Genomic DNA, 25,989 nt, shown 5'->3' with positions numbered 1-25,989 from the left:
GCTGTCTGGGTTCAAGCGTCACCCGCGACCCGGGCCTCCCGCTGCGTCGGCCGCAGGACATTCGGCCGGGTGAACGTTGCCGACGACCGGCAAGAAAGAGCGGCTTGAGGACCGCTAGTCGAGGGGTGTCGACGGCCAGTCGAGCAGTCTCGCGGCCGTGACCGCCGCGTGGAGGGTGAGCCGCTCGGCAGGATCGGCCGGGTCCCTCCCGATCAACTCCGCCACGCGCGCCAGCCGGTACGTGACGGCCCGCACCGACAGGTTCAGCCGGGCCGCCGTCTCGGTCGCGACGCAGCCGGTCGAGTAGTACGCGTCGAGGGTCTCGACCAGGTGGCCGGCACCGCCGCGGGCCCGGGTGAGCGGGGTGAGGGTGCTGCGGACCAGGTCGTGGACGGCCGGCAGGTCCTGCAGCAGCACCCGGTAGATGGTGAGGTCCCGCGCGTCGACGAGGGGCTGCTCCAGGCGGAGCCGGTCGGCGAGGTCCAGGGCATACCGCGCCTCGTCGTGGCTGGTCCGCACCGCCGAGGCCCCGATCCGGGGGCTGCTGACCGCGCCCCGCCAGGCACGCCCCGGGCCCCGGACCGCCCGGTCCAGCTCGCGGGTGACGACGTCACGGACCGTGGCGACCGCCGCGGCGTCGGGTGCGGCGAACACGCACACCACCTCGCCGGAGCGGATCAGCACGAGCGGCTGCGCGTCGCCGTGGCGGCCCTGCAGCGCCCGCTCGAGGCGGCCGGGGATGGCGGCGGTGTCCGGCCCGCCGAAGCCCGAGGGCCGGCGGACCACCAGCACCGCGACCGGCCCGGACAGCGTGAGCCCGATGTCGGCGGCGGGGCCGGTCGCCTCGATCGCCTGCTGGCCGCCGGCGAGGAGCGCCTCCATGACGTCGTGCTTGACGGCCTCCTGGAGCCGGATGACGTCGGCCCGGGCGAGCTGGAACCCCTCGACCAGCGCGGCCACGCCGTCGTCGGCGGCCCGCAGCACGGCGAGGGCGGAGCCCCGGACCCGTGCGGCGTCCCCGCCGGCCACGTCGGGCGCGTCGCGCCACAGCCGCCACGCCGCCGACAGGTACAGGTCCACCAGCGCGCGCAGCGCCACGCCCTGCACGGCCGCGCGGCGCCCGGACGCCGCGCACGCCTCCAGCTCACGGCGGCGCAGCCGCCGGCCGTCGGCGGTCGCCGCGACGACCGCGGTCAGGAACCCGCCGAGCAGCGACGGGTCCAGCCCACCCGCGTCGCCCGCCGCGGCGGCGGCGATCCGCTCGAGGTCGGACACCCTGCCACCACCCAAACGTACGAAAGCCCGGACAACCAGGCTACAACCGCCGCGGCGTCATACCGCGCAGATACAAGGCAGATACCAGGCAGGCCGCCGCGCGCCGGTCTCAGCCGCGGGCGGTGCCGAAGCCGAAGAGGACGGCGATGCCGAGGGCGCTGCGCGGCGCGTACGGCTGCCGCCACAGCCCGCCGTGCGCCGCCGCGAACGCCTCGTCCTGCCACGGATGCGTCCCCGGCGACGGCGGGACGTGCAGGTCGTGGACGAGCAGCGCCGCCATGAGGGTGTTGCTCGTCGCCGGTTCGAAGATCTCGATGCCGAAGCGGTGCGCGCCCGCGTAGGCGGCGGCGAGCAGGCGGTTCTTCAGGACGCTGCGGGTCCGGGTCGCCGGCGCGACGGTCAGCGACACGGTGGCGCCGTCCGCCCGGGCGTGCGCGGCCCGCCACCGCTGGAGCCGCTTCGCCAGGGCGTAGTTGGGGCCCTGCTGCGGCACCAGGCTGTCGTTGATGCCCGGGAGGGTGCCCGGGTAGTTGGGCGCGAGCAGCCGCCCGCCGCTGAGGACTCGCAGCGGCCCGCGGAGCCGCCCGATGCCCTTCGCGGTCGCATACCGCCGGCCGGACTCGTCGACCGCGTCGTCCGGCACGGCGAACACGTCCGTCGGCGTGGCGAGGAACGCGAGCGCGAGGTCGGGCCGCGCCTGCCGCAGGCGCACGGTCAGCGCGTCCACGGCGACCGCGACCCGGACATTCAGCGGGCCGTCGGCGTAGACGTAGTTGCCGAGCACGGGCGCGCCGTCGACCTCGCCGAGCCAGTCCGCGACCCGCCGCAGGTCGTGCAGCAGGTCCGCGCCCGCGTGCTGGGCGAGGTCGGCGCCTTCCTGGGCGACGGGCACGTGCAGGCGCCCGCCGGAGCGGTGCGCGGTCTCCAGGAGCCGCTGCCAGATGGCGGGGCGGGGCAGGTCGACGGCGACGACGTCGGCGCCCCAGCGCAGCAGCGCCGTCAGCGGCCCCATCTCCGCCCCGGCGCCCAGCACCACGACGGGTCGCCCTTCGAGGGTGAGCCACGCCGGGTTGGCGGCGACGGTCCGCACCGCCTCCGCGCACGACGGCTCGATGACGCCGCCGGCGACCCACGCGTCGAGCTGCCGGAGCAGGCGGTCGCCTTCGAGCCGCTCGCCGCGATACGGCACGACGAGCGAGCGCCGTGCCTCGCCCGACCCGGCGACGGTGGCGGTCCGCAGGGGCGCGCCGGCCGGCGAGTCGAACACGCTGTCCAGGGGCTGCTCGTCGGCGTCCGGCGCAGGCCGGAACCGCATCCGCGACCGCAACGACGAGAGCCCGTCGCCGGCGATGGCCAGCGCGGCCTCGCGGGACGGCAGCCCGGCCTCGACGAGCCGGTGGAAGTGGCGCAGATACTCACCGCGCCAGTTCTTCGTCGTCTCCGCCTCGCGGGCCCAGTCGGGCGCCACCGACCGCAGCGCGTCGGCGACGACGCCCCGCCCGAGTGCGGACGTGCTGGGCGCACCGTCGACGGTGGGGATGACGATCCCGCTGGGCATGTCGCTCATGGGGGCAGTCTGCCAAAACGCCGGCCGCCCCGGACCGAAGGCCCGGGGCGGCTGTGGAAAACGTGGCGGTTGTGGAAAACCTAGAGCTTGACGTCGAAGCGCGGGTCGGCGGCGACGCGCTTGAACGCGGTCAGCGCCTGCGGGGTGTCGTCGACGCGGATGTCGTGGCCGGACTGGTCACGGGCGGTCTCGAAGTACACGAGGCCCTTGATCGCCGGCATCGCCGCGAGGTTCTTCAGCACGGTGTCGAACGTCTTGGCCTTGTTGGCGCCGTTGACCTTCGCGGACGAGTCGTACACGCCCCACTCGGCGACCATGACGGGCTTGCCGGGGTGCTTCGTGGTGGCCCAGGTGTAGAAGCCGGGGTACTTCGACTTCTGGTTGCCGGTGGTGCGGTTCATCAGCGAGGTGAAGTCGCCGCTGTGGAAGCCGTTCGGCTGCGCGTTGAGGTAGGAGTCGACGCCGATCCAGTCGATCACGTCGTCGCCCGGGTACAGGTCGCCCCACCACGGGGAGTTGTTCCACTTCTCGTAGTTCATGTAGGCGATCGTCGAGACGGCGTTGGTGACGCCGGCGGCGCGCAGCCGCAGGATCGTGTGCCGGTACATGGCGGCGAAGTCCTTCGCGGTCATGCCCGAGCCTGCCTTCGGGTTGACGTCGTTCTCCGGCTCGTGGTGCAGCACCAGGAAGAACGGCTTGGTGAAGTTGGCCTTCAGGTAGGCGGCCTCGCGGTCGATCCGGGCGTCCTGCGCGCCGGCGGCTACCTTCGCCCACGTCGAGCCGTACGCGACCTTCCAGTTGAGCATGAGGGTGCGCGGCCGCGCCGGGTCGGCGGTCATCGCGACCTCGTCCTTGGTCGGGAAGAGCTCGTTGCCCTTGTGGTAGGTGTGGTAGATCGCGGCGGTCCGGCCGGTCTTCTGCTCGAAGGTCTTCAGCGCCTGGTCGCGGGGCACGTCGGAGAAGCCGCCGGCGGCCGCGCCCCACAGCACGCCGCAGGTCGGGACGAGCTTGGCGTCCACCGTGCACTGCGGGCCCGCGGCCGTGGCGTCTGCGGCGAACGCGGCCGTGCCGGTGCCGGCGCCGGCGCCGGCGAGGACACCCGCGGCGAGCACTCCGATCGGCAGCAGGCGGCGGACGACGCGACGGACACGGTCGGAGTTCAGCGTGGCGAACGTCAAAAGATCTCCCCAGGTACTCGCGCCGGGCCCCTGCGGCCTGACCAGAACAAGATTCCGGGGCGGACGGAGCGCCCCCGGTTCGCCACCGGTTGCCGTTGAGGTGTCCGCCCCACGCTCGATGTCCGCGCCACCGGTGGACACCGGTGGACACCCGTGAACACCGAAGCCGGCACGCACGTTGCAGCGCGGTATCGTTCCGCGGGTGCACATCCGATTCGACGTCCCGGCAGACCCCGCGTACGCGGCCCGGGTCGCCACCATGCTCAGCGACGTCTACCTGCGCAAGTACCGCTACATCGGCTTCGGGCTGATCGCCTTCGGGCTGGTCGGCCTGTGGGTGCCGATCGGCGGCCGGGACTTCGACGCGAGCCCGTTCTTCACCGTCATCCTGATCGTCGGCGTGCTGTCGATGCTGTTCCCGTTCTGGGCGCGCCGCTCCGCCCGCCGGCGCCTCGACGGCCTCGCGGTCGACGGCGGCTACGACATCAACGACGACACGGTGACGATGCGCAGCGGCACCGAGCGCGGCAGCCTCGACTGGGACGACGTCACCAAGGTCACCGAGGACCGCGGCTTCTGGGTGCTGTTCACCGGCCGGCTCCCCTACACGGTGATCCCCCAGCAGTTCATGACCGCCGAACAGCAGCAGTCGCTGCGCGAATTCCTGGTGGCGCGCGGCAGCCTGCCACCGGCCGGGCCCTGATGTTCAGCGTCCGCTGACCGAACAGCCAACGGCACCTACTTCGCGGTCGCACACGGCGGTATCAGCGCGCTCGGCGTGTACGTCTATTCCACCTCCATCTGAACATTGGAATGACGTAGCAATTCCGTGAAATGCAAGGAATGGTCCGCCATGCATCGCGGCGGACCATTCCGGCGTGCCTTCGGAAACGATTAATCAGGTGCGGTGCCGCACGGGCACCGATAGGTTCGGCCACAGGCACAGACACACGAAGAGGAGAACGGTCATGCAGGCATCCGGCGCTCACCCCGGCCTCCCGTCCGTCTCCCCCGCCCGAAAGGCGCTTCGTGTTCCGTCTGTTCGAGAACCCCACGGACCCGTTCCCGCTTGACGACCGCGCCCCCGCCGCCGGGGTACGGCGGTTTCTCCTCGAGGAGTTCCGCCCGCTGCGGCCGGTGGTGGCCGCGGCCGCCGCCACCACGCTGCTGTCCGCGGCGATCGAGGTGTGGCTCATCGGCTACGCCGGGCACCTGGTCGACCTGCTCGCCACCGGCAGCCCGGACACGCTCTGGGCCACGCACGGCAGGGAGCTGCTCACCGTCGCCGCGTTCGTGCTCGTCGTCTGGCCGCTGTTCACCACCGCCAGCGAGGCCCTGGACGACATCGCGTTCCGGGCCAACGCACGGCCGCTCGCCCGCTGGCGCGCACACCGGCACGTGTCGCGGCAGTCGGTCGGCTGGTTCCGCGACGACCTCGCCGGGCGGATCGCCACCTGGGTCCGCGACGGCGGCGACGCGGCGAGCACCGCCGCGTATTCGGTGATCCACACCCTCCTGCACGTCGTCGCGTACGTCGTGGGCTCGGTGTGGCTGATGGCCGGCACCGACGCCCGGCTGCTGCTGCCGCTGGCCGGCTGGATCGTCGCGTACGCGCTGCTCATGCGCTGGGCGGTGCCGCGGTTCCGGCGCGCGTCGGAGCGCCTCCAGGACGCCGAGTCGGAGCTGACCGGGCTGCTCGTCGACTCCTACGCCAACGTCGACACGCTCGCGCTGCTCGGCGGCCGGGGCGCCCGCACCGAGCACGACCGCCGGGTGTTCGCGCGGACCCGCCGGGCGCACCTGGACCTGCAGCGGGTCGAGGTCACCATGAACTGCACCATGCTGGCGCTCGGCGGCGCGCTGCTGGTCGGCCTCACCGGCTACGGCATCGCGCTGTGGCGGACCGGCGCCGCGCCCATCGGCCTGGTCGCGGCGGCGCTGGCGCTCAGCTTCCGGATCACCGCGATGGGCGAGTGGCTGCTGGACGCCGTGTCGGCGCTCTTCGGCGCGGTCGGCGTGCTGCGCCGGGCGCTGTGGACGGTGGCGCAGCCCCTGGCCGTCGCCGACCGGCCCGGCGCGGGCCGGCTCGAGGTGCGCGGCGGCGCGATCGCCTTCACCAACGTCAGCCACCATTACGGCCGGGGAGCGGGCGGGCTCGACCGGATCAGCCTCGACATCGCGGCCGGCGAGCGGGTCGGCGTCGTCGGCCGGTCCGGCGCCGGCAAGTCCACGCTCGTCGGGCTGCTGCTGCGCTTCCACGACGCGGAGTCCGGCACGATCACGATCGACGGCACCGACATCACCGCCGTCACCCAGGAGAGCCTGCGGGACCAGATCGCGATGGTGGCCCAGGAGGCGACGCTGCTGCACCGCTCCGTCCGGGAGAACATCGCCGGACCCGGCCCGTGCGACGAGGAGCGGATCGCGGCAGCGGTACAGCGCGCGGCCGCCACCGCGTTCGTCGCCGCGCTCCGCGACGCGGACGGCCGGACCGGCCTCGACGCGCACGTCGGCGAGCGGGGCGTGCGGCTGTCCGGCGGCCAGCGGCAGCGGATCGCACTGGCCCGCGCGTTCTACCGGGACGCCCCGGTCCTGGTCCTGGACGAGGCGACGTCCGCCCTGGACTCCGAGGCCGAGGCCGCCATCCACGACACCCTCGCCGCCGTCATGGCCGGCCGCACCGTGATCGCGATCGCCCACCGGTTGTCGACGATCGCCCACCTGGACCGGATCGTGGTCCTCGACGAGGGCCGCGTCGCCGAGCAGGGCACCCACGCGGACCTCCTGGCCAGCGGCGGCCTCTACGCCGACCTGTGGACCCGCCAGTCCGGCGGCTTCCTCGCGACCACACCCGACACCACCACACCCGACCGCACCGCACCGGACGGCACCGCACCGAACGGCGGCGCACCCAGCGCCGCCACACTCGGCGGCGGCGCACCCGGCGGCGGCGCACCCGGCGGCGGCGCCGGATCGCCGTCACGGGCCTGACAAAGGCACCGCCGCCCAGGAGTCGGCGCTGGTCTGCCGCCAGGTCAGGGTGTCCGGGGACGGCCAGCCGTGCGCGAGATGGGCCCGCACGTCGCGCTGGGCGGCCTCGGCCGGGGCGTCCAGCGGGGTGTCCGGCAGGATGCCGCTGGCCACGTTCTCAGGGAACTCGCCCACCGAGAACCGCCACTCGGCGGCCGTCCGGTACAGCAGCACCCATCGGATGTCGGGGTCGGTCACCGCACCTCTCCTCGCCGGTCCTGGACGGGATCGCCGTGCTCCGGCGCCGGACCGGCAGTGGCACCTCTGCCGGCCCGGCGTTTCCGGGGGGTGAGCAACGTCAGGCACCGTCGGCGGGCGCGACGGCGCACCGGAAGGGCGTGGAATCGAACACGGGAGATCCTTCCGGAGCGAACGATCAATGCTTCGGAAGATGCGGATGAGGCCCGCGCCGCGTTACACGCCGACTCCCAGCGACGGCGCAGTCACCGTCCGACGTGCCGGGCGGGGAGAGTCAGGACAGGCCGAGCTCGCCGCGGGCCGGGAACGGGCGGCCCGCCTCGGCCTCCCAGCGGGACACGGCGTCCTGCTTCTGCGCGGGCGAGGGGGCGAGGAAGTCCAGGTACTGCAGGATCACGGCGCGGGTCTCGTCGAACGTGTAGAGGGCCGAGTCACCGTCCTCCTCGAGGTCGGAGACCTGCACGCCGTCGGGGGTGGCGAGGAAGAGCGAGGAGTTGCCCTCGTACTCCTCGGCGGACGACTCGCCGGCGCGGACCCGGTCGATCTTGTCCAGGAGCATCAGCAGGTCGGGCGCGTACCGGATGATGTCGCTGATCAGCTGGCCGGCGAGAAGGTTGAAGTGGCCGGTCTCGGTCTTCGCCGACGGGACCCCGTACTCGCCGATGCTGAAAGTGACCCGGTCACGCATTGCAGAAGACACCCCGTCCTAATTGAGCGGCCAGGCCGAGTTCCATGAGCTGGTCGTCGGGAAGTTATCGTAGCTGCCCTCGATCGTCAGGCCGTCGGACTGCCCCCGCCACCGGCGCGGGTTGGTGGGGTGCGGCGTGCGGTTGGCGAAGGCGTCCTTGATCGCGTCCTCGACGCGCTGGGGGTGCCAGTTGTCGGGGAAGAACGTGCTGGAGCCGTCCTTCGGGTGCCAGGTCCCGTCGGCCGCCTGGACGTCGACCCGGGCGCGGTAGGTGCCGGACGGGTTGCGCTCCAGGACGATCTCCATGCCGTCGGCGTCGCGGCGGACCCGGGCGCCGGGCGGGTTCCAGCCGTTGTGCCGGTGGTGGTAGCCGGAGCCGCGCAGCCCGTGCGGCTTGCGCACCACATGCCCGCGGAAGACGTGCTGGTAGCGGGGGTGCCGCAGCCGCGCCCGCAGCCACTTCTCGACCGGCTGGAAGACGCCGCTGCTGCGGCCGCCGTGGCTGCGTCTAACCACCCAGCACCGCGTTCAGCGCGAGGTCGATCAGCTGGTCGATGACGAACTGCGTGATCATCTTGAAGATCGGGATCTCCAGCAACGACGCGCCGAACGTGGCGATCGCGGTGGCGATGGCCTGCGCGATCTCGATCGCGAGCAGGATCAGCTGCACGATCACGTTGATCTTCAGGGCGAGCACGATGCCCGCGCAGATCATCAGGCCGGCGCCGATGAGGTGGGCGGCGGTCGCGCCGTCCTCCAGGTTGGTGCGGGCGGAGTCGCCCTGCTGCCACGTCGCCTGGAACGCCTCGACGGCCGAGTCCTTGTTGTCGGTCCAGATCCGAGAAGCCGAGGCGTCGGCGTCGGCGAGCCCGCTGGTGATCCGGTCCGGGAACGCCATCCACGCCCCGCCCATCTCGAACAGCTTCGTCTCGTCGGCCTCGGGCCACGAGTACCCGAGCATGCCGAGCAGCGAGATCAGCTCACCGGGGAGTTGCAGGCCCATGCTCAGCCGCCCAGCATCTGCTTGTAGGCGTTGAGGTCGGCCTTGTTGCCGGCCTCGTTGTCGACGTAGTTCTGCCCCATCTGGCGGGCGGTCGCGCCGATCTGCTGGATCTCCTCCGTGTTGCCCGCGTAGGTCTCGAACGCGAGGTCGGAGATCACGCCGTACACCATCCCGATGAGCGAACCGATGTCGTCGGCGCCCCACGGCTCGCCGTACGCCGCGAGCTCACCCTGGAACGCGGTGATCTCCCGGTTGATCACGTCGGCGGCGGACATGATCCCGTCGCCGGAGCGCATGATGCCCTCGGGGTCGATCTCGACGTGGTCGGACGGCATCGGCTCACGGCTCCCTGATCCTCGACATGATCCCGGTCAGCGACGCGGTCAGCTGGGTCATCTGGGTCACGCTCGCCTCGCGCAGCTCCCCCACCCGGCGGCGCAGGTCGGCCAGGTCGGCGGCGGACCGCTCGGCCGCGGCGGTGCCGGCGGTGGCGAGCGCGGCGTTGACGGCGGTCACGGCGTGCGCGGCGAGGTCGATCGAGGGCAGCCGCATCGCCCGCGGCCCGAACGCGAACCCGGTGACCGTGCCACCGGCGTCGACCCGCGCGGACACGTGGCCCTCGTCGTCCGCGCCGGTGTGGTCCGGCTCCTGGTCCTGGTCGGGCGTCTTGTGCTGTGCGGCGCGCAATGTACTGGTGAGCGAGGCGAGCAGCTGCTCCAGCCCCTGCCCGCCGGTGTCGCCGCCGAGTCCCGTCCGGTCACCGACCCTGCCGATCGCCCGGTTGAGCGCGGCCTGGATCTCGTACATCGCGCGCTCGCCCTGGTCGCGCACCTGCTCGACGCTCGTCTCCAGGGTGGCCAGCGGCGGCGGGGCGTCGTCACCGGCAGCGCCGAGCAGCCGCGCCCTCGACCGGCGCAGCGCCTGGTTGACCGCGTCGGTGAGCAGCTCGCCGAGCTCCTCGTCGGTGAGCCGCATGACCTGCGGGGCGAGGGTGACCGACAGCAGCCGGCCGCGGTCGGCGACCGCCTCGACGGCCCCGTCACCGGCACGCCCGGCGCCTTCCGCCTCCCCGGGCTGGGGACCGGGCCCCTTGCCGGCGGTGGCCCGCAGCTCGGCGAGCTGCCGCTGCGCCTCGTCGATGCGCCGCGCATAGTCGTCCGTCATGGTCCACCTCCCCGTCGTACCCCCGCCGGACCCCCTAACAAGCTACCTGAGGTGGTCGACGGCGTTGTACGTGAGCAATCCGTCACCGTCGAACCGGGTGACGGACGCGTTGAGGACCGGGCCCGCGGCCATGACGGCGGTGACCTCCTCGACGGTGAGCGGCTCCAGCAGGTGGCGCAGGGTGAGGACGACCGCGTCGTGCGCGACGATCCAGACCCGCCGGCCGGGATGGTCGCGCTCCAGGTCGTCGAGGGCCGCCCGCACGCGCGCCGCGATGTCGTGGAACGACTCCCCGCCGGGCGGCCGGTAGCCGAACTCGCCGGCCGCCGCGCGGCGGGCCGCCTCCGCCGGGAACCGGGCGCGGACCGCGGCGGTGGTGAGCAGCTCGAGCTCGCCCATCCGCCGGTCGACGAGCCGGTCGTCGAGGGTGGCGTCCGGCAGCGCGACGCCGTGCGCGGCGGCTTCGGTCCGCGCCAGCCGCCACGTCTGTACGGCGCGCAGGAACGGCGAGCACGCGACCGCCTCCGGCCGCCGGTCGGGCGGCTGCGCGGCCAGCCACCGCCCGAGCGCCGCCGCCTGCGCCCGCCCGGGCCCCGTCAGCACGACGGCGGCGTCCGGCCCGGTGACGCCGCTGTCCAGGCGCCCCTCGGCCTCCGCCACCGCGAACGCCGCGTTCGCCGCGCTCTGCCCGTGCCGCACGACCGCCAGTTCGCCGAGCGAGGTCCCCATCGATCGATGGTCGCACCTCAGCGCTCGCAGTCGTCCAGGAGCTCGACGAGGCGGGCGGCGTTGCGCTGCGCGTTGTCGGCGCAGCAGTTGTTGAACAGGGCGTGGGTCTCGCCGGTACGGCCGGCGAGGGCGCGCAGGTGCGTGGCCCACGCCGACAGCTCGGCGCCGGTGTAGAAGTGGGCGAACTTCTCGTCGACGTCGCCGCTGGTCCAGTTGGGGCTGTGGCCGTGGAAGCGGACGACGGCGAGGTCCGAGGTGGCCTCGACGACCGGGGGGACGGACGAGCGGTGCCCCTGCGGCATGTCGACGACGACGTAGGGCAGGTCGTGCTCGCGCAGGAACCGCAGCGTCGCCTCCCGCTCGTCGCCGGCGAACCAGGACGCGTGCCGGAACTCCACGGCGACGCGCACCGGGCGGCACCGGGCGGCGACGTCGAGGATCGTGCGGCGGCTCGCGGCGCGGGCGGTGAACCACGGCGGGAACTGGAAGAGCACGGCGCCGAGCTTGCCGGCGCGGGCGAGAGGGTCGAGCGCGGCGAGGAACCGGGTCCAGACCTCCTCGTACGTGCCGGGCGGCAGGTCGTCCGGGTACACGCGCGGCCGGCCGGCGGCGGGGCGCAGGTCCTTCGGCAGCGCGGCGACCCGGGTCGGGTGGCCGGTCAGGAGGCCGAACGCCTTGACGTTGAAGGTGAACCCGGCGGGCGTGCGCCCGGCCCAGAGGGCGGCGGTGCGCTCGGCGGGCAGCGCGTAGTAGGTCGCGTCGACCTCCACGATCGGGAACCGGGTGGCGTAGTGGGCGAGGCGGCGCTCCGGGGTGCTGGCGCCGGGCGGGTACCAGCCCGACTCGAGCAGCGACCGGTGCGTCCACGAGGCGGTGCCGACCTTGATCTCACCCATACCGGCACAGCGTCCCCGCCGGCGCCGGCGGTAAACCCGGCGTTGCAGACATCGATTAACATCGCGGGCCGTGACCCCAGGTGGGATGGCGCTCGGGATCGACTTCGGCACCACGCACACGGTGGCGGTGGCGGCCGGGGCGCCGCTGCTGTTCGACGCGTCGCCGCTACTGGTGTCGGCGGTGGCTGCCGCCGCGGACGGCACGCTGCTGACCGGGCGGGACGCGCTGCGCGCCGCGCTGCAGGACCCGAGCCGGTTCGAGCCCAACCCGAAACTGCGGGTCGACGACGGGCGGGTGCTGCTCGGAGGCGCCGAGCACGACGTCGAGGACATCGTGGCCGCGCCGCTGTGCCGGGTCGCGCGGGAGGCCGCGCGGGTGCTCGGCGGCCCTGCGGAGCGCACGGTGCTGACGTGCCCGGCGTCGTGGGCGGCGCGGCGGCGCGAGGTGCTGCTACGGGCGGCGGGGCGGGCCGGGCTCACCGGTGTGACACTCGTGCCGGAGCCGGTCGCGGCGGCGGTGCACCACACCCTCGGGCGCGATCATCCCGTCCCTGCCGGTGGGGTCGTCGCGGTGTACGACCTGGGCGGCGGCACCTTCGACGTCACCCTCCTGCGCGCCGGCGCGGGCGGCTGGCAGGTCGTGGCGACCACCGGGCTCGAGGATGTCGGCGGCATCGACCTGGACGCGGCGCTCGTCGACCACCTCGGCAGGACCGTCGGCGCCCGCGAGCCGCGCCGCTGGCGGCGGCTGGTCGAGCCGGCGGACCCGGCGGGGCGGCGGGTGCTGCAGGCGTTCCGCGACGACGTCCGGGGCGCGAAGGAGCAGCTGTCGCGGGCCGCGTCGGCGGTGGTGCGGGTGCCCGGGTTCGAGATCGACGCGTACCTGTCGCGGGAGGAGTTCGAGGCCGTCGCCATGCCGTGGCTGGTGCGGACGGTCGACGTGCTCGCCGCGCTCGCGGACCGGGCGGGGGTGCGCCGGCTCGACGGGCTGTACCTGGTCGGCGGGTCGAGCCGGATCCCGCTCGTGGCGACGCTGCTGCACCGGCGGTTCGAGGTGGCGCCGACGCTGGTCGAGCAGCCGGAGCTGGTGGTGGCGCTGGGCAGCGTGCACGTGCCGGACGGGCAGGAGCCGGTCCCGGCCGGCGCGGTCCACCCGAGCGACCCGCCCCAGCAGCCCACCGCCGCACCGGCCGACGACCCGTCTCAGCGGACCGCCGGCGCGACGGCCGGCTGGTCGTCCCAGCCCGGGGACGCGACGCCGGGCGGGCCGCCGCTGCCGGCGCCGGCGGTGCCCGGGCCGACCCCGGGGAGCGGGCGGATGCGTGCCGGTGGCGTGGCGGCGCTCGTCGTGGTCGTCCTCGCCGTGTTCCTGGCGCTGCAGTACAACTGGGGCGGCAGCCAGGGAAACCGGAGCCCCGGCGACACGACGGGCACCACCGGCGCCGGCACCGCCGCCGCGGGTGCCGCCGGCGGGAAGCAGACCGTCCAGGTGGGCAGGACCGCCTGGTACGCGGGCTTCCGCATCGACTTCGGCACGGCCACCTACGACCCCGGCGCCGAGCAGCCGGTGCGCGTCGAGTTGAAGGTCGGCAACCGCGGCCGGGAGGACGCCGACCTGCTCGGCATCACCGTCCCGATGTCGATCCGGTTCGGCGACAGGACGACGCAGGGCGGCTACACGGGGTCGCGCCGGGTCGGCGCCCGCTCCGACGTCGAGGTGGGGGTCGCCTTTCCGGTCAAGGGGCCGGTGAACCTCGCCGACGGGGTGCTGACCGTCGGCGGCGACGACCGCCTCACCGCCCAGATCCCGTTCCGGGCGGGCGCCTCGGCCCCGCCGGTGGTCGGCCCCGTGCAGATCCTGGCGCCGGCGACGGCCGCCACCGACGGGCTGACGTTCAAGAACGTCACCTGCGAGCTGCGCACCGACTTCCTCGATGCGCACCAGCAGGTCAGCGCGAAGGACCGGGCGATCGGCTGCGCGTTCGACGTGTCGTTCAGCGGCAGCTGGTACGCCGGCGTCGGCCCGGACGGGCTGCGGCTGGTCATGCCGGACGGCTCGGTCCGCGCGCCGCAGCGGTACCCGGCGTTCCACCTGAACAACGGCGAGGAGCGGCGCGACGAGCTGGTCGAGTTCGTGTTCGGCTGGCCGGTGACCGGACCGGGCGGGTTCGCGCTGCGCGTGTTCGACACCGACCTGCGCAACCCCGACCGCAAGGACCTCCCGCTCACATTGCCGTGACGCGGGCGCGGGGGCAGAATCCGGCCGTGGACTCTCCAGTACCGCCGCCGCGGGGCAAGCGCGGGATCATCGTCGGCGCCGCCGCCGTCACCGTCGCGGCGGCCGTCGTCGCGGGGCTGGTGATCGCCGGGCGCGACGGCGGCAGCGGCCCTGCCGCGGGCCCCGCGACGTCAGGTCCGGCGGCGACCGCCGGTACACCGGCGGCGAACGCCAACCCGGGCTCCCCCACCGCGGGCACGAGCGCCGCCACCACCGCCCCCGCACCGGGCAGCCCCGGCGCGCCGGGTGCACCGGCCACGACGGCGGCGGCGACGGTCGCGATGCCGAACCTGGTCGGCATGAACGCGGCGGCCGCCCGGATCGAGCTGGAGCGGCTCGGCTTCGGCGACGTGCGGTTCGGCTCGCAGGACGCCGCCGAGACGAGCGTCGTGCTGCCGCAGAACTGGACGGTGACCCGGCAGTCGGCCGCCGCCGGCGCGCGCGTGCCGACGACGACCGCGATCGTGCTGACCTGCACCCGCCGGGTCTGACCCGGTCCCTTCAGGTGGTCTGGGTGACCTTCGGCGTGATCAGGTGTGCGTAGCGGCGGGTGGCCACGAGCAGGAACCTGCCGTCGCCCTGCCGCGAGAACTGGCTTCCGACCAGGTCGACCACCGCGGCCTGCTGCGGCAGCGACTCGACGAGCCGGCCGACCGACGCCCACATCTGCTTCTCGGTCGCCCCCTTGTGGAACAGGTAGGTCTCGAAGTACGTGATGTCCTGCGCCTTCGTGGTCTTGAGGTGCTGGCGCAGCGACCGGCGGATCGCGGTGTTGTCGTCCGCGAGCTCGGCGCGCGTGGCCGTGCCGGGCGACGGCCGGGCGCCGAGCAGCGACTGGAGCGTGGTGGCGTAGGCCGCCAGTGAGCCGCGGAGGGCGGCCGCGTAGTCCTCGCCCTTCGCGACGCTCTTCTCGTCGGCCAGGAGCTGGTCGGCGATCTCGTCGATGTGGCCCAGCCGGGCCCGCATGGTCCGCTCGAACTCGAGGTCCAGGTCGGCCGTGCTGATGACGGGCAGCGACGACAGCGGCCCGTCGGGGAACACCCTGACGGTCAGCGCCTGGTCCTTGGCCGCGCCGCCGCCCCCGCCGACGCCCGTGTACGGGTTGCCGTCGATGATCATCCAGCTGACGGCGCCGACCTCGCCCAGGTCCGGGCGCAGCGCCGGCTCGGCGCGCTTGAGGTTGCCCACGATCTCGCCCAGCACGTCGCCGGTGACGGCCATCTTCCCCGCGACCGACGCGTGCCGGTCGGCCCCGTCCTTGTCCGTCTGGGCGAGCGCGCCGCGGTCGCGCGCCCCCAGGTACTGGGTGACCCGCGGGTCGCCGAGCAGCGTGCGGGGATCGTTGCCGGACAGGGCGGTGCCGGACTCGACCCGCAGCGACTGCTGGTGGACGAGGGCGGCGTCGATCTCGGTGAACTGGCCGGGCGTGAGCCCGACGGTGGCGCTGGTCAGCACGCGGACCTTGTACCTCGCGCCGCCGTCGAGGACCACGTGCACCTCGCCGGTGCCGATCCGCTTGTTCAGCCTGCCCGTGTGCGTGGCGTCGGCGTACAGGTCGACGAGGTTGCCCGGGGCCAGCCGGTATTCGGGTTGCATCGCAGCTCCTTCGTGCTCGGTGGGTTCGCGGCGATGGAGACGTGGCGAGTAGCGGGTTCGATACGGAGTGTCGCCATCCTGACATCACTGCGTGCCGGGGCGATCACCCTGAGCCAATGATGATTGCCGATGTTGACCCGACCGCATGGACGGTCGTAGTTTTCATCGACATCAATGGTCGATGAGAAGAATTTCCGTCGGCCGGACGTTCAGGAGGCACCGCCATGCCATCGAAACGTGCCCTGCGCCGCCCGCTGCTCGCGGGCGCCGCGCTGGCCCTCGCGAGCGCGCTCGGCGCCGTCGCGGTCACCGCGGCCACCGCCGGCCCGGCCCACGCGGCCCCGAACAGCTGCGGCTTCGTGTTCGACGACTTCAACTACAGCTCGTCCGCCGACGGGAACTTCACCGGCCACGGGTGGACCCCGCGGGGCAACGCCGGCGGTCCCGGCGTCCCGGGCGCCACGTGGGCGCCCGGCAACGTCACGTTCCCGACGTCCGGCGGCCAGAAGGTCATGCAGCTGACCGCGTCGACGAACGGCACCGGCGCCGGGACGCGGCACGCCGAGGTGTACTCGAACCAGAAGCGGTACTTCGAGGGCACCTACGCCAGCCGGATCCGCTTCGCCGACGCGCCGGCGAGCGGCGACGACGGCGACCACATCAACGAGACGTTCTTCGCGATCAGCCCGCTCAACGGCGACCTCGACCCGACCTACAGCGAGCTGGACTTCTCCGAGTACCTGCCGAACGGCGGCTGGGGCGAGGCCGGGCCGATCAACTACCAGACGAGCTGGTACACGTACCGCAACGAGCCGTGGCTGGCCGACAACACCCACTCCGAGCAGCGGCGCAGCATCGACGGCTGGCACGACCTGGTGGTCCAGGTGTCCGGCGGGCACGTCAAGTACCACATCGACGGCGTCCTCGTCGGCGACCACTCCGGCAAGTTCTACCCGCGGCAGACGATGACCGTGAACTGGAACCTGTGGTTCATCGACCTCGCCACCCACACCGGCGGCACCTCGACCTACGTGCAACAGGTCGACTGGTTCCTCTTCGCCCGCAACCAGGTGCTGTCGCCCGCCGCGGCAACGGCCCAGGTCAACACCTACCGGGCGGCCGGCAGCACCTTCACCGACACGTTCGACACCGCCCCGGCGTGCGGCGGCCAGTCCGGTACCTCGGCGATCATCGGCAACGGCAGCAACCGCTGTATCGACGTGCCGAGCTCCAACGCCACCGACGGCAACCGCCTGCAGATCTGGGACTGCAACGGCACCGGCGCCCAGCAGTGGACCTTCGCCGCCGACGGCTCGCTGCGCGCGCTCGGCAAGTGCATGGACGTCTCCGGCGGCGGCACCGCCGACGGCACGGTCGTGCAACTGTGGACCTGCAACGGCACCGGCGCGCAGAAGTTCACGCTGACCGCCGCCGGCGACCTCGTGAACCCGCAGTCGAACAAGTGCGTCGATGTGCAGAACGTGGCCACCGCCAACGGTTCGAAGCTGCACATCTGGACCTGCAACGGCGCCAGCAACCAGAAGTGGCACCGGTAGCACCGGCTGCTCGCCTTCGCCGGGGCGGCCGCTGTACGGGCGGCGGCCGCCCCGGCGTCTCTCAGCCTGGCCTGTTAGCCCGGCGTCACAGGCCGGGCAGCATCGCGATCGCCGGCGTGCGTGGCTTCGCGACGCCGGCGCGCTCGTCGAGCAGGCGGTTGGCGTTGCGGGTGGTGAGGGCGCGCCAGGTGGGGTCGACGGTGCGGGCCTGGGCGAGGGCGCCGGCGGCCGGGGTCCAGCAGTAGTCGCTGCCGTACAGGACCCGGTCGTCGCCGAACGCGCGGGTCAGCGCCGGCGCGGCGTGCGGGAACGGGGTGCCCGCGATGTCGTACCAGAGGCCGGCGAGCTGCTCGGTGACGGCCGGGCCCGGCACCTGCTCCGGCAGCAGGCCGCGGAACAGCTCGAGACGTTCGGCGAGCACCGGCAGCGCGCCGCCGCTGTGCGAGAAGACCCAGCGGATGTTGCGGTGCCGGTGCACGGTCCCGCTGAGGACGAGGTCGGCGGCCGCCCGGGCCGAGTCGAAGATGAACTCCAGCATCGGCCGGGGGCGGCCGCCCGAGACCCGTTCCCAGTTCGGCGGCGACACCGGGTGCACGAATACGATCGCGCCGCGGCGGTCGAGCTCCGCGTACAGCTCGGCGTAGCGCGGGTCGCCGAGGTACACGCCGTGCGCGTTGCTCAGCACGGCAACGCCGGCGGCGCCGAGCTCGTCGAGTGCGTACGCCGCCTCGGCGAGCGCACCCTCCACGTCGGGCATCGGCAGCGCGGCGAAGTGGCCGAAGCGGTCCGGGAACCGTTCCACGACCCCGGCGGAGAACCGGTTCAGGGACCGGGCGAGGGCTCGGGCGGCCGCGTCGACGCCGAAGTGGGTGCCGGGCGAGGAGACCGACAGCACCGCGCGGGCGATCCCGGCCTCGTCCATCATCGCGAGGTGCTCCGGCACGCTCCAGGTGGCCCAGCGGGGCATGCCTTCGGGGTGGACGTGGCCCGCGCGGGTGGCCGCCTCGACGTACTCGGGCGTGACGAAGTGCGAGTGCACGTCGACGAGCTGATGCTCCGGGGCGTTCGCGTTCATGCCGTCACCTCCGCTGCGCTCCAGCGCCGGCCTGAACTCCACCTGCAACACTGATTCGCGGCTCCTCCGCTACGCTCCGGACCGCTCATGCCGCCACCTCCGCCACGAGCAGGCCGGTGGAGGCGGCGACCGCCCTGCTCTCCCGCAGCCGCAGGCCGGCGTCGGCGAACAGCGCGGCGAACTCGGCCTCGGTGCGCTCCCGCCCCGGGTGCAGGGTCAGCATGATGAGGTCGCGGAGCTTGCCGTCGTGCGGGGTGTCGCCGGCCGGCAGGATCGCGTCGACGACGAGCAGGACGTCGCCCGGGCCCATGGCGCGCCGGATGTTGCGCAGGATCGTCGCGGACTGGGCGTCGTCCCAGTCGTGCAGGATCATCGACATCAGGTACACCTGGCCGTGCCCGGGGACCTCCTTGAAGAAGTCGCCGGCGGCGAGCCTGGCCCGGTCCGCGACCCCGGCGGCGCTGAGCACCTCGGCGGCGTGCACCACGACGTCCGGCCGGTCGAAGACGGTCACCTCGAGGTCCGGGTAGCGGCGCAGCAGCGCGGCGGCCAGGTGCCCGCGTCCGCCGCCGACGTCCACGAGCGAGCGGACACCACTGAGGTCGTGCGCCTCGACGGTCGCCGCGTGCAGCTCCCGCGACAGGTCGCCCATCGCGCCGGCGAACACCGCGGCGCGGGCCGGGTCCTCGGCCAGCCGGCTCCACCAGTCCGCGCCGCCGTGCAGGTGCGGAAACGCGGGCGCGCCGGTCTGGACGCTGTACAGGAGCCCGCCGAGCGCGGCGTGCCGCTGGGTGTCGCCCCACAGCCGGGCCCAGTTGCGCAGCGACCCTTCCACGCCGTCGCGGAGCGCGTCGGAGAGCGCCGTGCCCGCGTACGTGCGGGGCGCCACCTCGGTGAACACCCCCTGCGACGCGAGGGCCCGCAGCAGCCGGTGCAGGGCGTCCGGGTCGGTGCCGGTGTGCCCGGCGAGCTCCTCGACCCGGCGCGGCCCGCCGGCGGTCAGGTCCGCGAGCCCGAGCTCCGCGGCGACCGCCACCGCCTGCGTGACCAGGGAGGCGTGCAGCATCCGCATCATCCGCGCCCGCACCGCCGCCGCCTCAGGCGCGGCTTCCGCCTCGGGTGCGGCGGCCGGTGGCGCGGTCGTGGAGAGAACGGTCATCGCACACCTCCGGCGACTCGGTGATCGGCGACGTCATCCGTGATGACATCGGTGACGTCGGTGATGACGCCGGCGGCGGCCCGGTCGGTGGTGACCCGCTCGGCGAGGTAGGCGGCGATCGCCGCGACGCTCGGGCGGTCCCACAGCAGCGAGCTGGGCAGCGCGAACCGCGCCCGCCGGTGCAGCCGCTGCCGGATCGACTCCGACAGCAGCGAGTCGACGCCGAGCTCCGACAGCGGGCGGTGGGCGTCGATCGCGGCGGGGTCGAGGCGCAGCTCGTGGGCCACGACCTCGCGTACCGCGGCCTCCACCTGCTCGGCGAGGTCGTCCCCGGTCAGCTCGGGCCAGCCGGCCACCTCCGGCGCGCCGGCGTCCCCGGCCGGCACCTCGGCGTGCGACACCACGCCGAACCGGACCCCGAGCAGCTCGGCGAGGACCACCCCGTCGAGCCCCGCGACGCGGACGTCGACCACCGTGTCGCCGGACGGCTCGACGGCGACGAGGTCGACCCCGACGAGCGCCTCGTCCGGCGGCGGCCCGGCGACCGCGACGTGCCGCAGCCGCCCCGGCATCCGCAGCCGGGCCGGCGCCGGGAACGTGACCGGCGCCGCCGACAGCCCCGCGTCGAACAGCGACGCCCACGTGCGCACCGGCATGAGCCCGTCGGGGTCGGCGGCGATGCGGGCCACCACCCGCCCGCCGGTCCGCCGGACCTCACGCACCACCCACGGGAACCCGATCCCGACCACGCCGATCTCGCGCAGCAGGTCCATCACCCGCTCGGCCGGCACCACCACCGCCCCGGCCGGCGGCAACTCCAACCGCCCGATCCCCACAACCCCGCCGCCGGCGGTGGCGGTGGCGTGGGTGGCCCAGGCGGAGTCGGAGCCGCCGGCCAACCGGGAGCTGAGGCGGACCGCGCCGTCCTGGCGGACGACCTGCACGTCGCGCGGGGCGCCCAGGGTGAGCGGCACGCGCAGCGTGACGTCGGTCAGGTCCGGCGTCTCGGCGGCCGCGAGCAGGGTCGTGAGGACCACGGCGGCGGGCAGGACCTCGGTGCCGAGGACCCGGTGGCCGCCCGGGTACGGCCGGCTCCCCTCGTCCAACCGCGTCTGCCACAGCCACACGGGGTCGGTGCCCTGCACGACGGTCCGCCGGCCGAGCACGGTGTGGGCGGTGACGTCGTGCTGCTGCACGGGCTCGGCGGTGGCGGGCTCCGGCTCGGCCCAGAAGCGGCGGTGCTGCCACGCCATCGGCGGCAGCTCCGCGCGGCCGCCGCCGGGGAAGACGAGCGACCAGTCGACCGGCACGCCGGCGCAGTACAGCGCGCCCAGGGTCCCCAGCATCGTGGGCCGCTCCGGCTGGTCGCGGCGCAGGGTCGGCAGGACGGTCGCGCCGTCCGCGGTCTGCAGGATCGAGTGCGCGACGACCGGGTGCGTCGACACCTCCAGGAACACCCGGTGCCCGTCGTCGGTCGCGGCCCGCACGGCCTCGGCGAAGCGCACCGGGTTGCGCAGGTTCGCGGCCCAGTAGGCGGCGTCGCGCGGCGGGTCGGCCCGGGGGTCGGACAGCGTCGTGCCGTAGGCGGGGACCGTGCCGGCCCGCGGGGCGACCTCGACCGCGAGCAGGCCCGGCACGAGCGGGTCCATGTGCGGGCTGTGGAACGCGACGTCGGTGTTGACCCGCCGCGCGGTGAGCCCCGAAGCGGCGAGGAAACGGTCGAGGGCGGCCGCGTCGCCGCTCAGTACCGTCGAGGAGGGCGAGGCGGAGATCGCGGCCACGACGTCCGGTGCGCCGGCCAGGCGCGCCGACGCCTCGGCGAACGGCAGCCCGACCAGCGCCATCGCGCCCTTGCCGGCGGCGTCGCGCAGCAGCCGGGAGCGGCGGCAGATGAGCCGGGCGGCGTCGGTCAGGTCGAGCCGGCCGGACACGACCGCGGCGGCGATCTCGCCCACGGAGTGGCCGATGACGGCGGCCGGTCGCAGCCCGTACGACATCCAGACGCGCGCGAGGCCGACCTGCATCAGGAACGTGAGCGCCTGCACCCGGCCCACCTCCTCCAGGTCGCCGTCGGCGATCACCTGGCGGGGCGACACCCCGAGCTCGTCGCGGTAGACGGCGTCGACCTCGGCGAACGTGCGCGCCAGCTCCGGCTCGGTCGCCAGCAGCTCGCGGCCCATGCCGATCCACTGCGCGCCGTGGCCGGAGAACACCCAGACGACCGGGGTGTCTCCGCCGCGCGGCGCGCGACCCTGGACGACACCGTCCGCGGGGCGGTCGGCGGCCACGGCGGCCAGGCGCTCGATGAGCTCGTCGCGGTCGGCGGCGACGACGGCCGCGCGGACCGGCAGCCCGGTGCGGACCCGGCCGAGGCTCGCGCCGACGGCGTCGAGCGGGTCGCCGCCGGCCGTCACCCAGCCGGCTAGGCGGTCCGCGGTGGCGCGCAGCCCGGCCTCGGTCGCCGCGGACAGCGGGAAGAGCCGCACGCCGGCCGGCGCGGGGACCGCACGGGTCGCGGTGGGCGCCTCCTCGATGATGAGGTGCGCCAGGGTGCCGCCGTAGCCGTAGTTGCCCACCCCGGCGCGGCGCGGGCGGCCGGGCGTCCGCGGCCACGGGGTGCGGTCCCGGGTGACGCGCAGGCCCGAGCCGTCCCACGGGATGCGCGGGTTGAGGCCGGCCCGCGACAGCGTCGCGGGGATCATGTCGTGGCCCAGCGCGAGGACGAGCTTCATGACGCCGACGACGCCGGACGCCGCCTCCAGGTGGCCGAGGTTCGACTTCACGGAGCCGATGAGGCACGGCTCGCCGCCGGCCCGGCCGGCGCCGACGGTCGCGGCGAGCGCGGCGACCTCGATCGGGTCGCCGACGCCGGTGCCGGTGCCGTGCGCCTCGATGTAGCCGATGGAGTCCAGCGGCACGCCGGCGTTGCCGGCGGCCTGGCGCATCAGGTGCGCCTGGGCGGTCTCGCTGGGGGCCATGATGCCGTTGGTGCGCCCGTCCTGGCAGACGGCGCCGCCCCGCACGAGCGCGAGGACCTGGTCGCCGTCGCGGATCGCGTCGCTGTGCCGCTTCAGGACGAGCACCGCGCAGCCCTCGCTGCGGACGTAGCCGTTCGCTGCCGCGTCGAACGCCTTGGAGGTGCCGTCCGGCGACAGCGCGCCGGCGGCCTCGAGGATCAGCGCGAAGCTCGGACTGGCCACGAGCATGACCCCGCCGGCGACGGCCAGGGACGTCTCACCGGCGCGCAGGCTCTGGCACGCCTGGTGGACGGCGACGAGCGACGCCGAGCAGGCCGTGTCGACGGTGATGCTCGGGCCGCGCAGGTCCAGGGCGTACGAGACCCGGTTGGCGACGGCGCACATCGACGCGCCGATGCCCGTCCAGGCCTCGACGTTGGGCAGGTCCTCCAGCAGCCGGCGGCCGTAGTCGTCGCAGCAGACGCCCATGAAGACGCTGCCGTCGGTGCCGGCCAGGCTCGCGGGGGCGATGCCCGCGTGCTCCAGCGCCTCCCAGGCGACCTCGAGCGTGACCCGCTGCTGCGGGTCCATGAGCTCCGCCTCGCGGGGCGAGATGCCGAAGAACTCGGCGTCGAAGCCGGCGATGTCGCTCAGGTAGCCGCCGGCGCGCACGGCCCGGGCTACGGCGGCCGCGTAGGCGGGGCCCCGGGCGGCGTACGCGTCCCACCGCCCGTCGGGCACGGCGCCGATCGCGTCGCCGCCCTCGTCCAGCAGCCGCCACAGCGCTTCCGGCGCGTCGATGCCGCCGGGCAGCCGGCAGCCCATGCCGATGATGGCGATCGGTTCGGCGCTGGTGTTCATGTCAGCCCTCCTGGACTCTGCTGGGTGGGGCCGGCGGTGACCGCCGCGCCGATCCACGCGGTGACGCCCTGCCCGGCGGCGAAGCGCGGCGGGCGGGCGCGGTTGGACCAGACCGTCTCCGGGCGCCGCTGCAGCAGCACGAGCCCGTCGTCGCCGAACGCGAACTCGACGTCCTGGGCGCGGCCCTCCTCACGTTCGACGCGCTTGCCGAGCGCGGCCAGCTCGAGGACCTCGTCGTCGCTGAGGCACAGCCGCTCCCGCCGCGCGCCGGTGACCGCGACGGCGAGGTGTCCGCGGCGGTATTCGATGCGTTTGTCGCCGGCGACCCGTTCGAGGACGGTGAGGCCGACCTTGTCGACCGTCCACCGGTCCGGGGTGATCTCGCCGCCGACGACGGCGAGGCCGAGCCCCCAGCCGGCCTCCACCACGATGCGGGACCGGTCGCCGGTGACGGGGCTGACGGTGAACATGACGCCGGCGGCGCGGGCCCGGACCATCCGCTGCACCACGACCCCCATCCCGGTGCCCGGGGAGCGCGCGGTGCCGGTCCAGCACCGCCGGACGTGGTCGAGGACCGCCTCGGCGCCGGTGACGTCCAGCCAGGTGTCGAACCTGCCGGCGAGGCTGGCCGTGGTGCCGTCCTCGGTGGTGCCGCTGGAGCGCACCGCGACGGCGACGTCCTTGCCGCCGCCGAGTCGCTCGTACGACTGGCGCACGGCGTCCGCGACCGCCGCGGGCACGGTGCCGCGGGCGGCGACGAACGCCCGGTGCGCCGGCACGGTGACGACGAACCCCGCGGAGACCGGCAGCCCGGCCCTGGCCAGCCCGGCGAGCCCGGCCGCCTTCCCGCCGGCCTCGGCCGGGTCGGCGCAGGCCGGGTCGTCGAGCGCTCGGGTGAACACGGTCACGCCGCCGGTGCCGAGCCGGCGCCGGGCCCGGGCACCGCGGCGCGGAGCACCGTGACCTCGCCGGTGGTGCCGTCGAGGCGGACCTCGTCGCCGGTGCGCAGCCGGACCGTGGCGAAGCCGGTGCCGACGACGGCCGGCAGCCCGTACTCGCGGCAGACGATCGCGGCGTGGCTCATCATCCCGCCGATGTCGGTGATCACACCAGCCACTGTGGACAGTGCGGGACCCCACGACGGCGCGGTGATCGGGCAGACGAGGATCTCGCCGGGGCGCACGTCGCCGAGCTCGCGCTCGTCGCGCAGCAGCCGCACGGTGCCCTGCGCGACGCCGGGCGACCCGCCGATCCCGCTGACGGCCGCGGCGTCGTCGCCGCCGGTGCCGCCGAGCCACGCCTCGACCCGTTCGGTGGTGATGCCGTAGTTCATGATGGCGAACGGGTCGGTGACCTCGTCCGGCGGCAGCCCGTAGGCCGGCTGCGGCGGCGCGGCTCGCAGCGCGGCGACGATGCCGCGGCGGCGCCCGACCTCCGCCGCCCACCGCCCGGCGCCGCGCGGCGGCACCCCGATCGCCCACGACTGCACGACGTCGTGCAGGACGGCCTCGAGCTCGAAGCGGTTGAGGAAGAACAGGTCGTCGCGTTCGCGGGCGAAGCCGGCGGCGACGAGGAAGTCGCCGAGCTCCCACAGCTTGCGCCACAGCACCGCGTGCGCCCAGTGCTCGACGTGGATGTTATGTTCCTCGATGTACGGGAAGACCCGGCGGGCCAGGGCGAGCAGCTCGTCGAACTGGGCCGCCTCGTCGGGGGTGAGCAGCGCCCGGTGCTCCGCGACGATCGCGTCGCGCTCGGCCCGCAGCCTCGCCACCGGCCGGCGGATGTCCTGCCCGGCGCGCAGCCGCTCGGCATAGCCCGCGATGCCGGCCAGGGGGATCGCCGGGTTGCCGATCCAGGTGTCCTGGTCGTGGCCGAAGCCGTACTCGGCAAAGTAGTGGAACCAGGGGTCCTTCGCCGCGTCGTAGGCGGCCAGCCAACGGCGCCCGGCCTCGGTGCCGCCGAGCGCGTCGAACACCTTCTGCGGCGCGTCGGCGACGAGCGCGTCGTCGACGCCGAGCTGCACGGCGAGCGCGGCGAGGTCGCGCAGCTCGTCGTCGGGGCGGAAGGCCAGCACGTCGATCCCGGCGACCATCCGGGCGATCCGCTGCTCGCCGATCTCCGGGAACGCCTGCTTGCAGAACTGGAAGAACGCGATGTAGCCGCCGTACCCGAGGTTGAGGAACTCGAAGTGGTGCTGCCACACCAGGAACAGGTCGTCGATCAGCCGCCGGTACGCGGCGACGACGTCCCAGCCGGTGGAGCGGCCCCGCGCCTCGGTGACGACCTCCATCGGCTCCAGCTCCGGCAGCGGCGGGAAGGACACCTGCCGCATGTCGTCGACGACGGCGCCGACCTTCGCCTTCCACCGGTCGTACAGCTCGTCCCAGTGCTGGTAGTAGTAGCCGGCGCGGGCCTGGAAGTGTTCGGCGCGGCGGGCGATCTCGTCGGGGTCGGTGACCGGGACGGGGGCGATGTACACGTAGCCGTGCTGCACCCGCAGGTCCAGGCCGAGCGACGACGGCAGGGCGAAGATGCGGGTGCTGTTCTGCCCCGCGCCGAGGTACGCGGCCTCGGCCACGACGCTGCCCAGCGGGTAGCAGCCGCGGGACCAGTGCATCGTGTCGGCGAACCACAGCCGGCCGTCCTCGGCCTGGCGGGTCTCGGCGTCGGGCACCAGGTAGTACGGGTACATCGCCGCCCAGCCCTCACCGCCGGGCGGTGGCGCGATCTCGTGGAAGGACGGGAACCGTCGCTCGGCCATGACTGACCTCCGTTCGCT

The 25,989-nt window shown here is 74.3% G+C and carries 22 protein-coding genes; 5 read left to right on the top strand and 17 right to left on the bottom strand.

The annotated features are described in order from the left end of the window. Positions 1 to 114 precede the first annotated feature (114 nt). The 3 genes from ABD332_RS24790 to ABD332_RS24780 all read right to left on the bottom strand — a co-directional run bounded on the left by ABD332_RS24790 (position 115) and on the right by ABD332_RS24780 (position 4,020). Positions 115 to 1,275, bottom strand: coding sequence for a PucR family transcriptional regulator (locus ABD332_RS24790; protein ID WP_344504482.1), 1,161 nt, complete (start codon positions 1,273 to 1,275; stop codon positions 115 to 117). 109 nt (positions 1,276 to 1,384) lie between these two features. Continuing rightward, positions 1,385 to 2,842 (bottom strand): hypothetical protein, encoded by a 1,458-nt coding sequence (locus ABD332_RS24785; protein WP_344504481.1) that lies wholly within the window; start codon positions 2,840 to 2,842, stop codon positions 1,385 to 1,387. An 80-nt stretch (positions 2,843 to 2,922) separates the two neighbouring features. After that, positions 2,923 to 4,020, bottom strand: a complete 1,098-nt coding sequence (locus ABD332_RS24780) for a glycoside hydrolase family 26 protein (RefSeq protein ID WP_344504480.1) — start codon at positions 4,018 to 4,020, stop codon at positions 2,923 to 2,925. A gap of 202 nt (positions 4,021 to 4,222) precedes the next feature. Here ABD332_RS24780 and ABD332_RS24775 point away from each other — a divergent pair, with 202 nt between their 5' ends. Further along, complete coding sequence (locus ABD332_RS24775) at positions 4,223 to 4,723, top strand: YcxB family protein (RefSeq protein ID WP_344504479.1); 501 nt, start codon at positions 4,223 to 4,225, stop codon at positions 4,721 to 4,723. 326 nt (positions 4,724 to 5,049) lie between these two features. Beyond that, entirely contained in the window at positions 5,050 to 7,011 is a 1,962-nt protein-coding gene (locus tag ABD332_RS24770) for an ABC transporter ATP-binding protein (RefSeq protein ID WP_344504478.1), read from the top strand. On the opposite strand, the gene ABD332_RS24765 is transcribed toward ABD332_RS24770, so the two are convergent. The 8 genes from ABD332_RS24765 to ABD332_RS24730 all read right to left on the bottom strand — a co-directional run bounded on the left by ABD332_RS24765 (position 7,000) and on the right by ABD332_RS24730 (position 11,728). After that, positions 7,000 to 7,248 (bottom strand): hypothetical protein, encoded by a 249-nt coding sequence (locus ABD332_RS24765; RefSeq protein WP_344504477.1) that lies wholly within the window; start codon positions 7,246 to 7,248, stop codon positions 7,000 to 7,002. The two genes, ABD332_RS24770 and ABD332_RS24765, sit on opposite strands and share 12 nt — an antisense overlap. A gap of 274 nt (positions 7,249 to 7,522) precedes the next feature. Next, entirely contained in the window at positions 7,523 to 7,936 is a 414-nt protein-coding gene (locus tag ABD332_RS24760; protein ID WP_344504476.1) for a hypothetical protein, read from the bottom strand. Positions 7,937 to 7,954: 18 nt separating this feature from the next. Continuing rightward, positions 7,955 to 8,452 carry an EndoU domain-containing protein gene (locus tag ABD332_RS24755; RefSeq protein ID WP_344504475.1) on the bottom strand — a complete coding sequence of 166 codons (498 nt, stop codon included), beginning with the start codon at positions 8,450 to 8,452 and terminating at the stop codon, positions 7,955 to 7,957. Then, positions 8,445 to 8,939 carry a WXG100-like domain-containing protein gene (locus ABD332_RS24750; protein WP_344504474.1) on the bottom strand — a complete coding sequence of 165 codons (495 nt, stop codon included), beginning with the start codon at positions 8,937 to 8,939 and terminating at the stop codon, positions 8,445 to 8,447. Before ABD332_RS24750 ends, ABD332_RS24755 begins: the two co-directional genes overlap by 8 nt. 2 nt (positions 8,940 to 8,941) lie before the next feature. Next, on the bottom strand, positions 8,942 to 9,274 hold the full coding sequence (locus tag ABD332_RS24745) for a hypothetical protein (RefSeq protein WP_344504473.1): 333 nt from the start codon (positions 9,272 to 9,274) through the stop codon (positions 8,942 to 8,944). 4 nt (positions 9,275 to 9,278) lie between these two features. Beyond that, positions 9,279 to 10,103, bottom strand: coding sequence for a YbaB/EbfC family nucleoid-associated protein (locus tag ABD332_RS24740; protein WP_344504472.1), 825 nt, complete (start codon positions 10,101 to 10,103; stop codon positions 9,279 to 9,281). A 42-nt stretch (positions 10,104 to 10,145) separates the two neighbouring features. Continuing rightward, entirely contained in the window at positions 10,146 to 10,832 is a 687-nt protein-coding gene (locus ABD332_RS24735; protein WP_344504471.1) for a histidine phosphatase family protein, read from the bottom strand. A gap of 17 nt (positions 10,833 to 10,849) precedes the next feature. Continuing rightward, positions 10,850 to 11,728 (bottom strand): DUF72 domain-containing protein, encoded by an 879-nt coding sequence (locus tag ABD332_RS24730; RefSeq protein WP_344504470.1) that lies wholly within the window; start codon positions 11,726 to 11,728, stop codon positions 10,850 to 10,852. A gap of 70 nt (positions 11,729 to 11,798) precedes the next feature. Here ABD332_RS24730 and ABD332_RS24725 point away from each other — a divergent pair, with 70 nt between their 5' ends. Together ABD332_RS24725 and ABD332_RS24720 are read left to right on the top strand one after the other, a co-directional pair. Beyond that, positions 11,799 to 13,967: an Hsp70 family protein gene (locus ABD332_RS24725; RefSeq protein WP_344504469.1), complete on the top strand. Its 2,169-nt coding sequence runs from the start codon at positions 11,799 to 11,801 to the stop codon at positions 13,965 to 13,967. A gap of 26 nt (positions 13,968 to 13,993) precedes the next feature. Continuing rightward, the gene (locus tag ABD332_RS24720; protein ID WP_344504468.1) at positions 13,994 to 14,497 is read left to right on the top strand and encodes a PASTA domain-containing protein; all 504 of its coding nucleotides are present in this window, start codon (positions 13,994 to 13,996) and stop codon (positions 14,495 to 14,497) included. A gap of 10 nt (positions 14,498 to 14,507) precedes the next feature. On the opposite strand, the gene ABD332_RS24715 is transcribed toward ABD332_RS24720, so the two are convergent. After that, positions 14,508 to 15,602 carry a hypothetical protein gene (locus ABD332_RS24715; RefSeq protein ID WP_344504467.1) on the bottom strand — a complete coding sequence of 365 codons (1,095 nt, stop codon included), beginning with the start codon at positions 15,600 to 15,602 and terminating at the stop codon, positions 14,508 to 14,510. Positions 15,603 to 15,826: 224 nt separating this feature from the next. On the opposite strand from ABD332_RS24715, the gene ABD332_RS24710 reads away from it, so the two are divergent. After that, on the top strand, positions 15,827 to 17,158 hold the full coding sequence (locus tag ABD332_RS24710; RefSeq protein WP_344504466.1) for a ricin-type beta-trefoil lectin domain protein: 1,332 nt from the start codon (positions 15,827 to 15,829) through the stop codon (positions 17,156 to 17,158). 85 nt (positions 17,159 to 17,243) lie between these two features. Here the strand turns inward: ABD332_RS24710 and ABD332_RS24705 are convergent, their stop codons facing one another. The 5 genes from ABD332_RS24705 to ABD332_RS24685 all read right to left on the bottom strand — a co-directional run bounded on the left by ABD332_RS24705 (position 17,244) and on the right by ABD332_RS24685 (position 25,971). Then, positions 17,244 to 18,233, bottom strand: coding sequence for an amidohydrolase family protein (locus ABD332_RS24705; protein ID WP_344504464.1), 990 nt, complete (start codon positions 18,231 to 18,233; stop codon positions 17,244 to 17,246). A gap of 85 nt (positions 18,234 to 18,318) precedes the next feature. Next, positions 18,319 to 19,392: a methyltransferase gene (locus ABD332_RS24700; RefSeq protein ID WP_344504463.1), complete on the bottom strand. Its 1,074-nt coding sequence runs from the start codon at positions 19,390 to 19,392 to the stop codon at positions 18,319 to 18,321. Beyond that, positions 19,389 to 23,210 carry a type I polyketide synthase gene (locus ABD332_RS24695; RefSeq protein ID WP_344504462.1) on the bottom strand — a complete coding sequence of 1,274 codons (3,822 nt, stop codon included), beginning with the start codon at positions 23,208 to 23,210 and terminating at the stop codon, positions 19,389 to 19,391. Before ABD332_RS24695 ends, ABD332_RS24700 begins: the two co-directional genes overlap by 4 nt. Next, entirely contained in the window at positions 23,207 to 24,118 is a 912-nt protein-coding gene (locus tag ABD332_RS24690; RefSeq protein ID WP_344504461.1) for a PEP/pyruvate-binding domain-containing protein, read from the bottom strand. Before ABD332_RS24690 ends, ABD332_RS24695 begins: the two co-directional genes overlap by 4 nt. After that, the gene (locus ABD332_RS24685) at positions 24,115 to 25,971 is read right to left on the bottom strand and encodes a PEP-utilizing enzyme (RefSeq protein WP_344504460.1); all 1,857 of its coding nucleotides are present in this window, start codon (positions 25,969 to 25,971) and stop codon (positions 24,115 to 24,117) included. Before ABD332_RS24685 ends, ABD332_RS24690 begins: the two co-directional genes overlap by 4 nt. Between the last annotated feature and the right edge of the window lie 18 nt (positions 25,972 to 25,989).

This window comes from Dactylosporangium maewongense (assembly GCF_039531485.1).
GTDB classification, from domain to species: domain Bacteria; phylum Actinomycetota; class Actinomycetes; order Mycobacteriales; family Micromonosporaceae; genus Dactylosporangium; species Dactylosporangium maewongense.
Note: the sequence above shows the minus strand (reverse complement) of the source record. Positions and strands in the feature narration are given on the sequence as shown.

Coding starts and splice junctions, on each gene's coding strand:
- ABD332_RS24745 (WP_344504473.1), bottom strand. CDS start 9,274: ATGCCGTCCGACCACGTCGAGATCGACCCCGAGGGCATCATGCGCTCC.
- ABD332_RS24685 (WP_344504460.1), bottom strand. CDS start 25,971: ATGGCCGAGCGACGGTTCCCGTCCTTCCACGAGATCGCGCCACCGCCC.
- ABD332_RS24710 (WP_344504466.1), top strand. CDS start 15,827: ATGCCATCGAAACGTGCCCTGCGCCGCCCGCTGCTCGCGGGCGCCGCG.
- ABD332_RS24730 (WP_344504470.1), bottom strand. CDS start 11,728: ATGGGTGAGATCAAGGTCGGCACCGCCTCGTGGACGCACCGGTCGCTG.
- ABD332_RS24760 (WP_344504476.1), bottom strand. CDS start 7,936: ATGCGTGACCGGGTCACTTTCAGCATCGGCGAGTACGGGGTCCCGTCG.
- ABD332_RS24715 (WP_344504467.1), bottom strand. CDS start 15,602: ATGCAACCCGAATACCGGCTGGCCCCGGGCAACCTCGTCGACCTGTAC.
- ABD332_RS24705 (WP_344504464.1), bottom strand. CDS start 18,233: ATGAACGCGAACGCCCCGGAGCATCAGCTCGTCGACGTGCACTCGCAC.
- ABD332_RS24750 (WP_344504474.1), bottom strand. CDS start 8,939: ATGGGCCTGCAACTCCCCGGTGAGCTGATCTCGCTGCTCGGCATGCTC.
- ABD332_RS24785 (WP_344504481.1), bottom strand. CDS start 2,842: ATGAGCGACATGCCCAGCGGGATCGTCATCCCCACCGTCGACGGTGCG.
- ABD332_RS24735 (WP_344504471.1), bottom strand. CDS start 10,832: ATGGGGACCTCGCTCGGCGAACTGGCGGTCGTGCGGCACGGGCAGAGC.
- ABD332_RS24695 (WP_344504462.1), bottom strand. CDS start 23,210: ATGAACACCAGCGCCGAACCGATCGCCATCATCGGCATGGGCTGCCGG.
- ABD332_RS24700 (WP_344504463.1), bottom strand. CDS start 19,392: ATGACCGTTCTCTCCACGACCGCGCCACCGGCCGCCGCACCCGAGGCG.
- ABD332_RS24740 (WP_344504472.1), bottom strand. CDS start 10,103: ATGACGGACGACTATGCGCGGCGCATCGACGAGGCGCAGCGGCAGCTC.